The organism is Pantoea sp. X-Soil-ISGK-421, assembly GCF_059730785.1.
Map to the genome: position 1 here is coordinate 320,191 of NZ_AP035980.1, position 15,308 is coordinate 335,498.

14 protein-coding genes are annotated in these 15,308 nt (G+C 54.0%); 5 read left to right on the forward strand and 9 right to left on the reverse strand.

The annotated features are described in order from the left end of the window. Positions 1 to 51: 51 nt before the first annotated feature. Entirely contained in the window at positions 52 to 1,158 is a 1,107-nt protein-coding gene (locus AC6I8K_RS20165; protein ID WP_497827414.1) for a Fic family protein, read from the reverse strand. Positions 1,159 to 1,402: 244 nt separating this feature from the next. On the opposite strand from AC6I8K_RS20165, the gene AC6I8K_RS20170 reads away from it, so the two are divergent. Continuing rightward, positions 1,403 to 3,343, forward strand: coding sequence for a methyl-accepting chemotaxis protein (locus tag AC6I8K_RS20170; RefSeq protein ID WP_497827415.1), 1,941 nt, complete (start codon positions 1,403 to 1,405; stop codon positions 3,341 to 3,343). A 22-nt stretch (positions 3,344 to 3,365) separates the two neighbouring features. Here the strand turns inward: AC6I8K_RS20170 and AC6I8K_RS20175 are convergent, their stop codons facing one another. Beyond that, complete coding sequence (locus AC6I8K_RS20175; protein WP_497827416.1) at positions 3,366 to 4,583, reverse strand: MFS transporter; 1,218 nt, start codon at positions 4,581 to 4,583, stop codon at positions 3,366 to 3,368. Positions 4,584 to 4,683: 100 nt separating this feature from the next. Further along, positions 4,684 to 5,679 (reverse strand): GlxA family transcriptional regulator, encoded by a 996-nt coding sequence (locus tag AC6I8K_RS20180; protein ID WP_497827417.1) that lies wholly within the window; start codon positions 5,677 to 5,679, stop codon positions 4,684 to 4,686. Between the two features lie 111 nt (positions 5,680 to 5,790). Here AC6I8K_RS20180 and AC6I8K_RS20185 point away from each other — a divergent pair, with 111 nt between their 5' ends. Beyond that, positions 5,791 to 6,627 carry an alpha/beta fold hydrolase gene (locus tag AC6I8K_RS20185; protein WP_064740121.1) on the forward strand — a complete coding sequence of 279 codons (837 nt, stop codon included), beginning with the start codon at positions 5,791 to 5,793 and terminating at the stop codon, positions 6,625 to 6,627. A gap of 77 nt (positions 6,628 to 6,704) precedes the next feature. On the opposite strand, the gene AC6I8K_RS20190 is transcribed toward AC6I8K_RS20185, so the two are convergent. After that, positions 6,705 to 7,928: an MFS transporter gene (locus AC6I8K_RS20190; protein ID WP_064740120.1), complete on the reverse strand. Its 1,224-nt coding sequence runs from the start codon at positions 7,926 to 7,928 to the stop codon at positions 6,705 to 6,707. A gap of 140 nt (positions 7,929 to 8,068) precedes the next feature. Here AC6I8K_RS20190 and AC6I8K_RS20195 point away from each other — a divergent pair, with 140 nt between their 5' ends. Further along, positions 8,069 to 8,689 (forward strand): TetR/AcrR family transcriptional regulator, encoded by a 621-nt coding sequence (locus AC6I8K_RS20195; RefSeq protein ID WP_497827418.1) that lies wholly within the window; start codon positions 8,069 to 8,071, stop codon positions 8,687 to 8,689. 106 nt (positions 8,690 to 8,795) lie between these two features. On the opposite strand, the gene AC6I8K_RS20200 is transcribed toward AC6I8K_RS20195, so the two are convergent. From AC6I8K_RS20200 to AC6I8K_RS20215, 4 genes are read right to left on the reverse strand one after another with little or no spacing between them, the layout of a single operon-like run. Next, positions 8,796 to 9,782: a nuclear transport factor 2 family protein gene (locus AC6I8K_RS20200; protein ID WP_497827419.1), complete on the reverse strand. Its 987-nt coding sequence runs from the start codon at positions 9,780 to 9,782 to the stop codon at positions 8,796 to 8,798. After that, on the reverse strand, positions 9,779 to 10,105 hold the full coding sequence (locus AC6I8K_RS20205; RefSeq protein WP_497827420.1) for an EthD family reductase: 327 nt from the start codon (positions 10,103 to 10,105) through the stop codon (positions 9,779 to 9,781). The genes AC6I8K_RS20200 and AC6I8K_RS20205 overlap by 4 nt, the downstream gene beginning before the upstream one ends. A gap of 35 nt (positions 10,106 to 10,140) precedes the next feature. Continuing rightward, positions 10,141 to 11,229 (reverse strand): alkene reductase, encoded by a 1,089-nt coding sequence (locus AC6I8K_RS20210; protein ID WP_497827421.1) that lies wholly within the window; start codon positions 11,227 to 11,229, stop codon positions 10,141 to 10,143. A gap of 9 nt (positions 11,230 to 11,238) precedes the next feature. Then, entirely contained in the window at positions 11,239 to 12,237 is a 999-nt protein-coding gene (locus tag AC6I8K_RS20215) for an LLM class flavin-dependent oxidoreductase (protein ID WP_483818490.1), read from the reverse strand. A 212-nt stretch (positions 12,238 to 12,449) separates the two neighbouring features. Between AC6I8K_RS20215 and AC6I8K_RS20220 the strand changes: the two genes are divergently transcribed. Both AC6I8K_RS20220 and AC6I8K_RS20225 read left to right on the forward strand, forming a co-directional pair. Continuing rightward, on the forward strand, positions 12,450 to 13,202 hold the full coding sequence (locus AC6I8K_RS20220; protein ID WP_497827422.1) for a hypothetical protein: 753 nt from the start codon (positions 12,450 to 12,452) through the stop codon (positions 13,200 to 13,202). Then, positions 13,199 to 14,110 (forward strand): LysR family transcriptional regulator, encoded by a 912-nt coding sequence (locus tag AC6I8K_RS20225; RefSeq protein ID WP_483818488.1) that lies wholly within the window; start codon positions 13,199 to 13,201, stop codon positions 14,108 to 14,110. Before AC6I8K_RS20220 ends, AC6I8K_RS20225 begins: the two co-directional genes overlap by 4 nt. Here AC6I8K_RS20225 and AC6I8K_RS20230 read toward each other — a convergent pair whose 3' ends face one another. Further along, on the reverse strand, positions 14,111 to 15,217 hold the full coding sequence (locus AC6I8K_RS20230) for an alkene reductase (RefSeq protein WP_483818487.1): 1,107 nt from the start codon (positions 15,215 to 15,217) through the stop codon (positions 14,111 to 14,113). Positions 15,218 to 15,308: the final 91 nt, after the last annotated feature.

The window sequence follows — 15,308 nt, forward strand, 5'->3', positions numbered from 1 at the left end:
TGCGGTGATTAAATTTAATGCCAAAGTGCGCCGTTTTGTAATCGGCCCCCTTCAGCATTTAATCTGGTAGCGCGTACTGCGTCCGCCGCCGGGTAATTTCTGCAGACAACCTTTCGCCAGCAGTTCGGTCAGATGCCGTGTGGCCGTGGCTTTACTCACTTTCGCCACCTTCTGGTACTGACCTGCGCTGATGCCTTCGCTAAAACCGTGTTCACCGCCATCCAGCAAGCGATTCAGCACGCGGGTTTGCTCCGCGCTAAGCTCAGCAGCGTTATGCATCAGCCAGAAACGCGCTTTATCTTGCGTGCGCGTAACGGTTTTCAACGCGTGTTCCAGGCTGTCATTCATCACATCGCAAAACCACAGCAGCCAATCTGTGACGTCCATTGCACCGCGCTGCGTCTCCTGCAGGATGCGGTAATAATCCGCACGTCGCGCCAGGATCGATGCCGACATGGCATACAAACGGATGCTTTGGCTATCAGCCTGTGCTAACGCCAAATCGGTTAGTGCGCGGGTGATGCGCCCATTTCCATCCTCAAACGGGTGCAGCGTGACGAACCACAGATGGCAAAGCGCGGCGCGCAATAGCGGATCGAGCAGCGGATCCTCGCGACTGTGATTAAACCAGGCAACAAATTCATCAAGTTGGGCTTTCAGACCGGCACGCGGCGGCGCTTCAAAATGCACCGTTGGTCGATCGATACGCCCCGAAACCACCTGCATCGGCTCATCACCACGCAACGTTCCTACATTCAATCGCTTGATCGTCCACTCACTTTCCGGGAATAACCAGCGATGCCACTGATACAATCGCGCCAGGGTAAGGGTTTCATCGCGTTGTGTGATGGCATCCATCATCATGGTAGCCAGCCCTTCTGAACGTTCTGAAACCGGATAAGGTTGATCGAGCGAAACGCCCAAACGCCGTGCGAGAGAAGATCTTACCGATTGCGCATTGATGCGTTCATCCTCAATCGCTGAGGATGAAAGGATGTTGCTCAGCAGCGTATCCAGCGTTTGTTGTTCGCTATTCTCCTGCACGCTGGCACGCCCCAGCAAAATGCCACGTTGTTGCTGCAACTGACGCAGGCGCGGCAATATTTTGTCGTCCTGCCAGTGGAACTGCGGCCATTCTGGCCGTTGCCAAATCCACATAGGTTTTCTCCGCTAGCGAATGAGCTAAATAGAGAGATTATTCGGCTCGATATATGAGCTGAATAATAGCCCCTATTCGGCTCAACGACCAGCCTCAGACGAAAGTACCGCCCAATCGTCTGGTTTCCGATCGATTTATAGCCATCAAGTTCCCACTCTGCGCGCCGATAGAGTGTTCAAAGGGATGTACGCGCACAGGGAGTGGTTGTGAATACCGATAAGTGTCAACTCCAGGAGCGCCATAATGGCCAAACACGCATCACCTAAGAAAACCATGAGCACCCGCACGCAGATGCTGCTGACGGGCGCCTTAACCATTACGCTCGGCTTTGCCGTGACCATCGGCGTCCTTAGCTGGCAATCCAGTAACGAACAAAAGTCGTTGGCCGAAAACTATTTGCAGCAAATTGCGCAAAGCCAGGCGCTGCAAATTCAGCATCAACTTAGCTACGCGCGTGATGTGGCGCACAACCTCGGTCACAGCCTGATTGCCCTGCCCGCGGCGGGCATTCAGGACCGCAAAGTCGCGGACAAGCTGATGGAATCGGCGCTGCGTGATAATCCGGATTATCTGTCGATATCCGTCATCTTCGAAGAGAACGCCTTCGATGGACGCGACGCGGAGTTCGCCACCCAGCCCAATGCAGCGCCGAAAGGTCGCTACGCTTTCTTCGTCGATCGCGATCAGGCCGGCAGTTTCAACATGCATCCGCTGACCTCAATCTTTACGCCGGGTCAGGGCGATTACTATCTGCTGCCGCAAAAAAGCCAGAAAGACACGCTGATTGAGCCGTACAGCTACGCCTATAACGGCGTGCCAACACTGCTGACCTCAGTGGCGGCACCGATTGTCAGCCAGGGCAAACTGTGGGGCGTGGTCACATCCGATATTTCGCTGGCTTCACTGCAGGAGAAGGTGAATAAAATCAAACCCTGGGAAGGCAGCGGCTATGCGATGTTGCTCTCCAGCGCCGGCAATGTGGTGTCATATCCGGATAAAAGCCAGACCAGCAAAGCGTGGAAGGGGGATACGCACAACTTCAGCCATAGCGTAACGGAACAACACGATGCGCTGCTCGGTGAAGATGCACTGGTGACATGGCAGCCGGTGGTGATTGGTAACAGCGATCAAAAATGGTATCTCGGCGTGGTTGCGCCAGTGAGCCAGGTAATGGCCGCCGCACATCGCCAGCTGATTAACGCGGTAATCCTGATGGTCATCAGCATTCTGGTGGTGTGTACGCTGCTTGGCATGCTGTTCAGCCGCAAAGTCTTGAAACCGATTGGTGGCGAACCGCTGGAAGCCGCAACCATCGCGCTGGCGGTGGCCGACGGCAAACTGGATAACGTCATTACGCTGAAGGGGCGCGATAACAGCAGCTTGTTCTTTGCGCTGCATACCATGCAAAACCAGCTGCGTGATATCGTGGGACAGATCCAGGATGCCAGCTCGTCGGTACGTCAGGGCGCGGGTGAAATCGCCAGCGGCAACCTGAATCTGGCTTCACGCACTGAACAACAAGCTGCCGCACTGGAGCAAACGGCTGCCAGCATGGAGCAGATCACCGCCACGGTGAAACATAATGCCACCAACGCCCATCAGGCGACGACACTCACCGACAACGCCACGCACATTGCCAGCCGCGGTGAAACGCTGGTGGGCGAGGTGGTGCAGACCATGGCACAGATCGACGACAGTGCGAAGAAAATTGGCGACATCACCGCCATCATCAACAGCATTGCCTTCCAAACCAATATTCTGGCGCTTAATGCCGCAGTCGAAGCGGCACGCGCCGGTGAGCAAGGGCGCGGCTTCGCCGTGGTGGCTTCGGAAGTGCGTAATCTGGCCCAGCGCAGCGCCAATGCAGTGAAAGATATCGGCGCGCTGATTGAGGAATCAACGCAGCGCGTCGGCAGCGGCGTGCAGTTGGTGCAGGATGCGGGCCGAACCATGCAGGAGATGACGCAGGCGGTGAATTCGGTGCGCACCATTATTGGTGAAATCGTCATTGCATCCGATGAGCAGGCGCGCGGCATTAGTCAGGTGACTATCGCGGTGAACGAGATGGACAGCACCACGCAGCAGAACGCCGCGCTGGTGCAGGAGATGTCTGCCGCCGCCAGTTCGCTGGAAGATCAGGCCTCACAGCTGGCGAACACCGTTGGGCGTTTCCAACTGAGCTAATCGATCAATGGCCACGGAACAGCTATGAACGCGCTGAACGTGGCACACCTCTCTTTTCTGAATAACGGCTGCCGATCCACCAAATGATCAGCGCCGCAAGCGCGATCGCGCCCAGCACCGCAAACGCACTTTGATAGGAGTAGGCTGCGGCAATGTTTCCCGCTAACGCAGGACTCATTGCCGCGCCGACGCCCTGCATCAGCATAATAAAACCCTGACCGGCATTCGTATGGCCGCTGCCCTGAAGAACTTTCACGATATAACCGGGCACCGCCACGCCCAGCAGACCCGCCGCCAGGCCATCAAGCACTTGTACCGGAATCATGAAATAAGCGCCGTCAAAGGCTGAGGCGATCACCGCGCGAACCGGCAGCACCAGCAGCGCGGCGGTAATCAATGCCGGATAGCCGAAGCGCGCTGCACGGCGTGCGGCATACAGCGCCACGGGGATCATTACGCATTGTGAAATAACCACGGTGGCGGCAGCGTAAAGCCCCGGACTGATGGCACCGTTATGTGCCGCCGCAACACGCAGGCTCAGCATGGGTAACAGCGCAGCATTGCCCAGATGAAAGAGCAATAACGTTACCCCCGCGACGATGATCGCAGGTTCGCGGGCAATCTGGTAAAGACGCGGAACGTTACCGGCCGATTCCGGCCCAGAAAGCCCGCGCGCCGCGAGATTGTCGATATCGTTATGGTGAATAGCCAATACGGCTGCACCCGCGCAAAGCGCCATCGTGGTCATCAATACAAACACCGCACCCGTTCCCCAATACCACACTGAAGCGCCAGCAATGATCGCGGCCGTCATATTTCCACCGTGATTGAAGGCTTCATTTCTCCCCATTTGATGACCAAACCCTTGAGGTCCTGCTAAGCCGAGGGTGATCCCGGTCAATACTGGCGCGATGAGGGCGGCTGAAAGGCCGGTCACAATCTGCGATAAAACGACGATCCAACTCTGTTGGAAATACCAAAGCAGCAAGGTGGAAAGCGTGATCAGGATTGAACCGATGATCAGTAGCGATCGTTTATGACGCGTGGCGTCCGTGGCTAAACCCGCCGGTAAGGTGGCAACAAGCCCCGCCAGGCCACCCGCGGTCATGACCCAACCAATATCTCCGGCATTCCAGTGCCGTTCCGTTAGAAATATGCCCAAAAAAGGCCCGAGACCATCTCGTACGTCAGCCATAAAAAAGTTAACCAGACACAAAGCCTGAAGCGAACGCAGTGGCATAGCAATCCTCAATGATTAAGTGAAGCGCGCGGAACGGGACGACGATAATCATGGCAGGAAAACGGCGATTTGCCTGTTGTGACGCGCAGTAAACCTTGTGTTAATCATTGTGACGGGTGCCAAAACGCTGGCGGTACTGTCCGGGCGTGACGCCGGTGAGTTTGCGGAAAATTTTGCGAAAGGCGGAAGGATCGCTGTAGCCGATTTCCCACGCGATGTGATCGACAGAACGACTGCTCAACTCCAGCGCATCGCGGGCTTTCATGATGCGTACCTGCTGCAGGTAATCTGTTGGCCGCAAGCCGGTGGCTTTCTGGAAATGGCGCAGAAAAGTACGTGGTGTCATGTTCGCCAGCGCCGACATGGTGTCAATGCTGTGCTGTTCGGCAACATGGGCATGAAGATGATGCTGCGCGCGCAGTATCTGGGCGTCGCCATGATCGAAATTGGGGATAAACGCGGAGTAGGTGCTTTGCTCGCGTCGCGGCGGATCGATCAGTAAAAAGCGCGAGGTCGCCAGCATGGTGCCGGTACCCAGAACCTTTTCAATCAGCGTTAACCCCAAATCGGTCCACGCCAGAATCCCTCCGGCGGTAATTATATCGCCATCGTCGATCACCATATTGTCCACCGCTACCTCGACCGCAGGAAAACGTTCCGACAGCGTCTGCGCAAACGCCCAGTGCGTAGTGGCGCGACGGTGATCGATCAGGCCGGTTTCTGCCAGTACAAAGGCACCGGCGCAGACCGAACAGAGCGTGACGCCTTGATCATAAAGTTCGCTCATCCAATTGGCGGGCACCTTCATCGGCACCATTTTCGCTGGCACCACTAGACTTGGCGGCGCAATCACGTAGCTTAATCGATGTGGCATAGCGGGATGGCTATCCCAGACGCAGGTCATTTTTTCGCTGTGGGGATCGATCTGCCAATGCGATACCCGAATGGCCCGCTTGCGCTCCTCTCCGGAAATATTCTCCGCCCATTCAGCGGCAATACGGAACATATCGGTTAAGCCATAGATCGCCGCGAGCTGGCAATCGGGATAGATCACTAAGCCAATCTCCGCCACAACGTTATTTTTTGCAGTTTCCATGAATTGTCACTTACGGCCCTTAATGTGTCATATATGACAATGTTAGCGGCTGTCGCTTTCCCTGACAATAAGCCCATCGAACATAAACCATCCCATTCAGAGGACACACATATGAGCAACGGCATCATCACTACACAAGACGGTACCCGGATTTTCTACAAAGACTGGGGTCCAAAAAACGCCCAACCGATCGTGTTTCACCACGGCTGGCCGTTAAGCGCCGATGACTGGGACAACCAAATGTTGTTCTTCCTGGCGGAAGGTTACCGCGTTATCGCTCATGACCGTCGTGGACATGGTCGTTCAGATCAAACCGATAGCGGCAACGATATGACCACTTACGCCGCCGATGTGGCAGAACTCGCTAAAGCGTTGGATCTGCGCAACGCTATCCATATCGGCCACTCAACCGGCGGCGGTGAAGTGGCGCGTTATGTGGCGCAGGCTGAGCAAGGCCGGGTGGCGAAAGCAGTATTAATGGGCGCTGTACCACCCATCATGCTGCAAACCGCCGCGAATCCGGAAGGTTTACCAAAATCGGTATTTGACGGCTTCCGTTCTGCACTGGCAGCCAACCGCGCGCAGTTCTTTATCGATGTGCCAGCGGGCCCGTTTTATGGATTTAACCGTCCCGGTGCAAAAGTCAGCCAGGGTTTGATCGATAACTGGTGGCGTCAGGGCATGGCGGGCGGGGCTAAAGCGCAATACGACTGTATTACTGCCTTCTCTGAAACCGACTTTACCGACGATTTAACCGCGATTACGGTACCGGTGTTGGTGCTGCACGGGGAAGACGATCAGGTGGTTCCGATTGATGACTCGGCACATAAGGCGATCAAACTGCTGAAACATGGCACCCTGAAAACCTATCCAGGCTTGTCGCACGGTATGTTCGCCACCCATCCTGAGCAAATTAACCCTGATCTGCTGGCGTTTGCGAAATCCTGAATTGCAGCTTGATGAGCCGGACATGCTGTCCGGCTTTTTAACGTTGTGGCTGGTTTCGGCCGCTGGCGTGAAGTCGATTATCTGTCAATCTCGCTGGCCGGGCTGAGTGCGGTTTTGGCTCGGCTGTTGACTGCCGGGAAACCCCGCTTTGCACACGCCGCCGTGGCCAGCGCCACCAACAGCAATATCAGAATCGCCCACGGGAAGGATTGGGAACCGGCATGCTGCAGCAGCAATCCGCCTGTCACACCGCCGAGGGCGATGGCACTGTTCCAGGTGACAACATTCATCGACAGCGCCACATCGGCATAGTCACCGGCTGCATCGGCTAAAGCCGTTTGCAGCAGCGTTGCAGCCCCCCCAAACGTCACGCCCCAAACGGCAATTCCCACGTAGATGACGGCGGGTGTTGGCGTACGTAAACCAAAAACGACCGACACCGCAGCAAAAATTGCCAGAGAAAGCAGCACCGCTTTGCGCAGATGCGTATCGATGATCTTGCCGGTAATGAATATGCCGCCCAATGCCGCAATACCAAAAATCAGCAGCACGCTATCCACGCGATCCGCCAGACCGGCTGAAGCAATGAATGGCGCGATGTAAGTATAGAGAATGTTATGCGCCATCATCCATGTCAGCACCACGCCGAGCACGGCACTGACGCCCGGGATTCGCAATACCGCGCCGAGCGGCATTTTTTGTGTGGCAGATTGACCGGGGTAATTCGGTACGGCCAACAGAATCCAGCCAATAAGGATGATAGAAAGTCCGGACATGACGGCAAACGTCAGGCGCCATCCCAGTAACGATCCCATCCAGGTGCCAGCGGGTACGCCGAGGGAAAGGGCGATGGGCGTTCCTACCATGGCGAGCGCTAATGCGCGTCCCTGCAGTGATGGAATCACCATTCTTCGCGCATAACCCGCAATCAGACTCCATGCCAAACCTGCGGAAGCACCCGCCAAAAATCTCGCGGTCAAAATAATGCCAATATGGGAGGACACGGCGGTGAGCGTGTTAAAAACCAGAAATCCGCACACCGTACTTAACAGCACACTCCGACGCGACCAGGTTCGGGTCATCAATGTCAGAGGAATTGCCGCCAGCAGTGAACCAGCGGCATAAGCTGTCACTAACTGGCCAGCCAGCGAGGGTGAAATAGCCAGGCCTTGGCTGATTTGCGGCAGCAAGCCAGCCGGGATGGTTTCCGTCAGGATGCAGATAAAACCTGCCATTGCCAGGGCTAGCAGCGCCAACACGGGCAGTTGTTGCGCCTCGCCATTTTTAAACTGTGATTTCATCATTAAACCTTTCTGAGATGGGTAGCGTCGCCATAGCGTGGCGCCGATATATATACTGATCGGTATTTATATTGCGGAGGCGAACCATGCGTTGTCAATGAATTCTGTATCGATTAGTATAAATAGCGGAGGAGGTGAAGATGAGAACAGGCAGACCAAGACAATTTGACCGGGATGAAGCGGTCATCAACGCCATGCACCTTTTCTGGGAAAATGGCTACGAATCAACCTCGCTGGCGCAACTCAAAGCCTCGATAGGCAAGGGGATCACCGCGCCAAGCTTTTACGCCGCATTTGGATCGAAAGAGGCGCTTTTTGCTGAAGCGGTGAGCTGTTATTTGCAAACGCATGCTCAGGTTACGGAAGCTCTGTGGGATACCCGCTTGCCAGCACGTCAGGCGTTGGAGACTGCGCTGCTCAATTCCGCCAGAATGCAGTACGATCCTTCGCATCCGCGCGGCTGCATGGTGGCGCTCAGCGTGATGTCGTCCTGCTCCGATGAAAACCGCCACGTACTTAAACCGCTTGAGGCATCACGAACGCGCACCCGTGAAGGCATCAAGCAATGCGTGCAGAGAGGTATCACCAGCGGAGAGTTGAGGAATGATGAGGAGACGCGTTCCCTGGCGGTGAGCTTTAACAGTTTTATGCTGGGCATCTCAACGCTGGCGCGTGATGACGTTCCCCTCGCGGAGATTGAGCGTGGAATCGCGCAGATGATGCGATTGTGGGATGCGTCGCGTGCGCTGCCAGGGGAGTAATCTGGCATTGTTCACCTATCGGTAAAGTGAACAATGCCATTTTGGGCCAAAGAGAATTTCTCATTCATCTGCATCGTGCTGAAAGAGAGTTTTTCTAATCAGCATGTTATGCGTTGAACGGCAGGGTATTTTCAGAAAACCAACCCGGAACATATTCGCTCCAGGAGAACTTCCAGTATCCCTCCTCTTTACGAAGCTCAATACGATAATGCGCTCCGTACATCCATTCGCCCTGTTGATTTTTGATTTGTCCGGGTATCAAGCGGCCAGTCCACATCTCGGCGCTTTCACCGTCTGAACCTACTGTGATTTTAAGCGCTACACCGTAATGCTGCATCCACGGCCAGTGACGTCGAAATTCCTTTAGCGAGCCGACAATATTGTGGTGTCCGCTCAGCGGCCCTAAAGGCGGAAATTCCCCTTTAGCATCCCAGGTGTAACATGTGCGAAATTGGCCAAAATCATTCTGATCGATACCCCATGAGTAGCGAGAGTAAGCCTCTTCAATCTGCTCTTCTACTGTGGAAACAATCTGGTTATGCGGTATACAGGCCCAGGGTGAATCAAGTTCACTGACCAACACCGGCGGTGCATCACCCGGCCGCCAACCCTGCTGACCTGGCGGAAGCGTCCAGCCGGATAGGGCGTGACGGTCTCCTTCTACCCAGCTGATATTGACCAGCACTTCCGTCACTTTCCACTCACTATCGATTAAATTTAGCGTTAGACGGACAACGGCACCAAAAAGCGCGGCTGGGGTAGACTTTATATCTGACGCGACCTCCCCGTAGAGGTAGGCGCTGACCATCGCCATACCCTGACCATTATCGGCAGCATAATAATTCGAGGTGACCAGATTGCGATGCTGACCAGAATCCGTATCTTCACGAAATGCCGCGATAACGGTTTCATCACCTTTCAATGTGCCTTTATGGCTACTTCTGAGCGTGACAGAAGCGGACAGGAAGCGTGAGGCGTCCTGCCAATCGCCGGTTTCCCAACTGCGACGAAACGCGTCAAGGAAGCCAAGCGCTTTAGCGCGGCTTATTATCTGGGTCATATATTCACTCTGATTGGTGTCCGGAAGACTCAACGTTTTTTGATTTCAGTGATGTAAGTGACGGCTACGTGATCGGCAAAATTGGGCACATCATCATAGGCCTCAACGCCGGTCGGTGAACTAAACGCAGCTATAGCATCTTCAAGGGAGTCGAACCACAGTTCTGAAAACCCATCGACGGGCGAGTCAGGATAACGTTCGCGATCAATAGGATTGAGCACATAACCACGCAATCCTGGTAAACGCAGGGCAATTTCGGTATGGACTTCATCCCAGTATTTGACGAAATCTTCGAAACGCTGTCCCTTCTTCCGGGTAATAAAACCCACATGCTTAAAGCCTTTTACCGTTGTCATATCGATCTCCGCTTGTTTTTTCAGTAAGCCTGCATTCAGGCATGGTCTTCGCCATAAAACGGGTAGTCGGTGTAACCGTCGGCACCACCACCGTAATACGAGCTCTTTTTCGCCATCGTCAGCGGCCAACCGTTTCTGATCCGATCCACTAAATCAGGATTGGCAATAAAGGGACTGCCAAAGGCCGCGAGATCGGTCAGACCGTCTTTGATCAGGCTTTCGGCTTGGGTGGCTGTCAGACCGCCCGCGAGAATCAAGGTGCCACGCCAGGTGTGTCTGAACTCTCGTAGCAGGCCGTTGAACATCACTGGCCCCTGAGCCATCAGATGAACATAGGCAATATCACGACGATTAAGCTGTCGGCCTATGTGCAGATACGTTTCTGATGTCTGGTTATATGACGGCATGTCCTGCAACTGATTGCAGGGTGAGAGACGTACGCCGGTACGTCCGGCACCGATCTCAGCAATAACCGCATCGGTAATGTCCAGCAGCAGGCGAGTTCGGTTCTCAAGCGTGGCACCACCGTAGAGGTCGGTGCGGGTATTAAATATGGGGTTGATAAACTGCTCGATGAGATAGCCATTTGCCGCATGAATTTCGACACCGTCGAATCCCGCCGCCATGGCGTTTGCTGCCGCACGACGAAAATCGTTAATTACACGGGCAATTTCATCCGTCTTAAGTGCTCGCGGTTTGCTGGCGGTTACCGTAGCTGCCTGACCATTTTGATCCCAGGCAAACGCATTGCCGCCCTGAATAGCGACTGCGCTAACGGGATCTTGCCCCTCTGATTGCAGGCTGGTATGTGACACGCGGCCAACATGCCAGAGCTGAGCAAAGATTTTACCTCCCCGCGCATGCACGGCATCCGTAACCGGCTGCCATGCTGTCACCTGGCTGTCGAGATAAATGCCGGGTGTAAAAAGATACCCCATCCCTTCACGTGAAACGGGCAGACCTTCGGAAACGATCAGCCCGGCGCTGGCGCGCTGCGCATAATAAAGAGTGGTCAGCTCATCGGCATGTTCATCGCTGGCGCGCGAACGGGTCATGGGCGCCATCACGAAGCGATTGTTGAGCTGAATATTCCCGAGCTGATGACGGGCAAAAAGCTGTTTCATATTGCCTCCTTACCGTTTCCAGCATTCAGCAATCAGCTGATGGGAACGAATTCGCGCGTCAGCGTCATGGATCCAGGAGTTCACCATAATTTCATCTGCCCCGGTGCGGCGCACCAGATCCGTAAGGCTTTCGCGTACCGTCTCGGGTTTACCCCAGATCGACTCGCGCAACTGACTCAGCACGCGTTGTGCCTCAATGGGGTGCCACAACGCATTCATGTCATCAACCGGCTTGGGAAGTTTCACCTCAACGCCACGCCCCAGATTGACGAATTTCTGCAATTCAGTGGTTGCAAGTCGATCGGCTTCCTGCTGAGTGTCAGCCGCAACCACGTTAACGCACACCATGACATAAGGTTCGGCGAGGGTTGCAGACGGCCTGAAGCCGGAGCGGTAAGTATCAATCGCCGCCAGCATCGCGTCGGGTGCAAAGTGCGAGGCGAACACCAGTGGCAGGCCTTTCATTGCTGCCAGTTGTGCGCTGAAGGTGCTGGAGCCCAGCAACCAGAGTGGGATATTGAGTCCAGCACCCGGAACCGCGGTGACGCGCTGACCAGGGCGAGAAGGCGCCAGGTAATGCTGCAACTCGTCCAGCATTTCGGGGAAGTCGAGTCCCTTCGCGCGGCTTTCGCGGCGTAAAGCCTGAAGGGTTTCCTGATCGGTGCCCGGCGCCCGGCCCAGTCCCAGATCGACTCGGCCTGGGTAAAGCGTTTCAAGCGTGCCGAACTGTTCCGCAACCACCAGTGGGGCGTGGTTAGGCAACATAATGCCGCCCGAGCCAATACGAATTTTGTCAGTTTTGGCACCGATGTGACTCAGAATTACCGTAGTAGCGGCACTGGCAATATCGACCATATTGTGGTGTTCAGCCATCCAGAAGCGATGATAGCCCGCCTCTTCGGCCGCTTTAGCAAGACGAACACTGTTGCTGATTGCATCGCTAAGATTGTTGCCCTCTGTAATGGGAGCCAAATCCAGCAATGACAGGGGGATGTAAGTGTCTTTCATAGTCATTTCCTCGGCCTCGGTAATCAGTTTTGAGGCGAAACAGTAAACCTGGAAATCACTATGATTGTTTTTTAGGAGATGATAAATCCGGTTAAGTGCGCATCTGTGTAGACATAAATTCCACAATTAAACGGGAAGGTTAGCGGTATCTTAACGTCATCCTGACAAGCGGATAATCCGCATGTCACTTACTCTACGCGATGGGAATATCGATGACAGATGAACAGATAATCAAAGCCCAATATCATGCAGCCTGTGATATTGCATACCGCTGGTTTTCCTTCTTTGAAGGAGAGACTGAGGCACTTGATCAGCACAGCGCTCTCTTTTCCGAAGATGTCATCCTGACGCATGCAGGCACGCACCTACTTGCCCAGGGAAAAGAGGAAATAAAACAGTGGCTGCGTAATTTACCTTATGAAAAGGGTTCGCACTTCATCCGTAATATTGATGTGATTAACAGGGCTGATAACCAAGCCGACGTTAATATGAATATTAGTTATCAGAGAATTGACGCTAATCAGGAGGTGGGTGGCGCCTTATCGGAATACAGAACAAGGGTGAAATTTGATGAACGGCACAATGCGACATTTACATTCATTCAAAAAACACCCCGTTTCCCCAATCCAGATCCGGTGTTTCATGATTCATTTGCTGTAAATCGACTTCGTTCGTTTATTGCACATTTCAGCCAGTTAATCATTTCTGACCCAAAGGGCATTGCCGAATTAGTGGCAGCAGAAGCCGATCAGCAGACCACAGCTATGATAAAAACCCTTAAATGGGATGAAGAAATCGGCATATTAAAATTGCTGAGCTTTGATCCGAAGCAGTCAATATGTGAATTCCTTATTTCATCCAACGGAATGCAGAACACGCTCGCGCTGACGTTAATTGAGTCGGCGGGGCGTTATATGACTATACTGCGCGCTACAATATCTGAACGTTCACTCAGCAAATCATGAGAAAAACCGATCATTTAGGTGGAATCACCGCATTTGTGACAACCGCGCAGCAAGGCAGTTTTACTGCTGCAGCTGAGCGATTGGGACTGACTAAATCCGCCGTTGGCAAAAGCGTCAGCCGGCTTGAGGATCGCCTTGGCCTCAAACTGTTTCAGCGTTCGACGCGCAGACTGAGTCTGACCCCCGACGGTGAGCGTTTTCTCACTAGCTGCCAAAGTGCCATCGATATTCTTGAGCAAGCAGAAGCGGAACTGACTTCACATATTTGTCAGCCGGCAGGAAGGCTGCGGGTCGATTTGCCTGCGGCCTTTGGCCGCCAGCGCATATTGCCTGTCCTGCTACAAATCACGCGAAAATACCCCGAGCTTGCGCTGACGGTTACCTTTAGTGAGCGATTTGTCGATCTCATCGAAGAAGGTATTGATCTGGTCATTCGCATCGGTGAGCTGGCTGATAGCAGTGGGCTGGTTGCCAGAAGACTGACCACGCAAAAGCTGGTGATATGCGCCTCGCCAGATTATCTGCTTTATCATGGTGAACCCGTTACCGCCGATGAGTTGAGTGAGCATCAGTGCGTTGTGGGATTTCGTCGCAATCAGCCCATTTCCTGGCTGCTGCGGGATGACGAAGGCGTGATAACCCGTTTTACACCCCCGCCGACGCATGAATTTGCCGACGGCGATGCGATGCTTGCCGCTACGTTGGCAGGTTGCGGCTTGTCACAGCTGCCATTGTGGTTGGTGGGTCAACATCTGGAAAGTGGAGCGTTGCGAGAGGTTCTGCCTCTTAACTCGGGGGGAGAGATGCCAATAAGTGCCCTCTGGCCCAAGAGCCGTCAACTGCTGCCTAAGATCCGTTACGTAGTGGATACGTTGATTCAGGCAGCAGAAGAGGGCGCGCTTGACTGATTACGCTTGTTCAGAATAGGCAGGATAATCGGTATAACCTTCCTCAGAGCCACCGTACATGGTGGCTCTGTTAACGTCATTCAGTGGCCAGTTATTCGCCATGCGTTCTACCAGGTCTGGATTAGCAATGTACGGGCGACCAAATGCAATCAGATCGGCTTTGCCCTGGCGCAGATAGGTTTCGGCCAGCGTTTTATCAAAGCCACCGGCGATGATGAGGGTACCTTCGTAGGCGGCGCGGAATTTATCTATAAACCCAGCGGGAATAGCCTGCTCTCCCAACGTTTGCTGATCGCTCAGATGCACATATGAAAGCGAACGCTGCCCCAGCTCTCTGGCCAGTTGCAGCCATGTTTCTTCCTCACCGGCAAATTCGTGCATATCAAAAAGACGTCCAAATGGCGCCAGTCGAATACCGGTTTTGCCTGCGCCAATCGCTTGTGCGATAGCGTCGGTCACTTCCAAAACAAACCGCAGGCGATGCTGATAATCTGCTCCGCCGTATTCGTCATTGCGGGTATTTAAGCCACCATTGATGAACTGCTCCAGCAAATAGCCATTAGCCGCATGAATTTCAACACCGTCAAATCCCGCACGAATAGCGTTTTTCGCTGCGTTGACATAGTCCTGAATCACTAACTGAATTTCATCACGGGTAAGCGCGCGCGGAGTTGAAACCGGTACCGGGCCTGGATTGCCCTGTTCATCCCGGGCGTAGCAGGTTGAATTTTCCGCCCTGACGGCTACCGAACTGACGGGAGCCTGACCGTCCTGTTGCAGGCTGGTATGAGAGATGCGACCAACGTGCCAGAGCTGAATGTAAATTTTGCCGCCAGCCGCATGGACTTCCCGGGTCGTTTTTTGCCAACCCTGTACTTGCTCATCATTATAAATTCCCGGCGTAAACAGATATCCCTGACCCTGAACGGAAATCTGTGCCCCTTCGGTGATGATCAGGCCCGCAGAGGCGCGCTGTTGATAGTACTTCGCCGTTAATGCATCGGCGGTATCTCCCGCGCGGGCGCGGGATCGCGTCATCGGTGCCATCACAACGCGGTTTTTCAGTGTGATGTCTCCTAACGTGTATGAGGTAAACAACTTGTCCATATTTTGCTCCTTTAAGTAAATGCACCCTCATGATGAGGGTCAGGAGAGGGTAAGAGAACACCTGTCTATTCCGAACAGATGTTCCATAAAT

What these genes read in the sequence shown, in the direction of transcription:
- AC6I8K_RS20205 (WP_497827420.1), bottom strand. Translation starts at nt 10,105, where the DNA reads ATGACAACGGTAAAAGGCTTTAAGCATGTGGGTTTTATTACCCGGAAG.
- AC6I8K_RS20165 (WP_497827414.1), bottom strand. Translation starts at nt 1,158, where the DNA reads ATGTGGATTTGGCAACGGCCAGAATGGCCGCAGTTCCACTGGCAGGAC.
- AC6I8K_RS20220 (WP_497827422.1), top strand. Translation starts at nt 12,450, where the DNA reads ATGACAGATGAACAGATAATCAAAGCCCAATATCATGCAGCCTGTGAT.
- AC6I8K_RS20175 (WP_497827416.1), bottom strand. Translation starts at nt 4,583, where the DNA reads ATGCCACTGCGTTCGCTTCAGGCTTTGTGTCTGGTTAACTTTTTTATG.
- AC6I8K_RS20185 (WP_064740121.1), top strand. Translation starts at nt 5,791, where the DNA reads ATGAGCAACGGCATCATCACTACACAAGACGGTACCCGGATTTTCTAC.
- AC6I8K_RS20180 (WP_497827417.1), bottom strand. Translation starts at nt 5,679, where the DNA reads ATGGAAACTGCAAAAAATAACGTTGTGGCGGAGATTGGCTTAGTGATC.
- AC6I8K_RS20170 (WP_497827415.1), top strand. Translation starts at nt 1,403, where the DNA reads ATGGCCAAACACGCATCACCTAAGAAAACCATGAGCACCCGCACGCAG.
- AC6I8K_RS20215 (WP_483818490.1), bottom strand. Translation starts at nt 12,237, where the DNA reads ATGAAAGACACTTACATCCCCCTGTCATTGCTGGATTTGGCTCCCATT.
- AC6I8K_RS20210 (WP_497827421.1), bottom strand. Translation starts at nt 11,229, where the DNA reads ATGAAACAGCTTTTTGCCCGTCATCAGCTCGGGAATATTCAGCTCAAC.
- AC6I8K_RS20190 (WP_064740120.1), bottom strand. Translation starts at nt 7,928, where the DNA reads ATGAAATCACAGTTTAAAAATGGCGAGGCGCAACAACTGCCCGTGTTG.
- AC6I8K_RS20230 (WP_483818487.1), bottom strand. Translation starts at nt 15,217, where the DNA reads ATGGACAAGTTGTTTACCTCATACACGTTAGGAGACATCACACTGAAA.
- AC6I8K_RS20225 (WP_483818488.1), top strand. Translation starts at nt 13,199, where the DNA reads ATGAGAAAAACCGATCATTTAGGTGGAATCACCGCATTTGTGACAACC.
- AC6I8K_RS20195 (WP_497827418.1), top strand. Translation starts at nt 8,069, where the DNA reads ATGAGAACAGGCAGACCAAGACAATTTGACCGGGATGAAGCGGTCATC.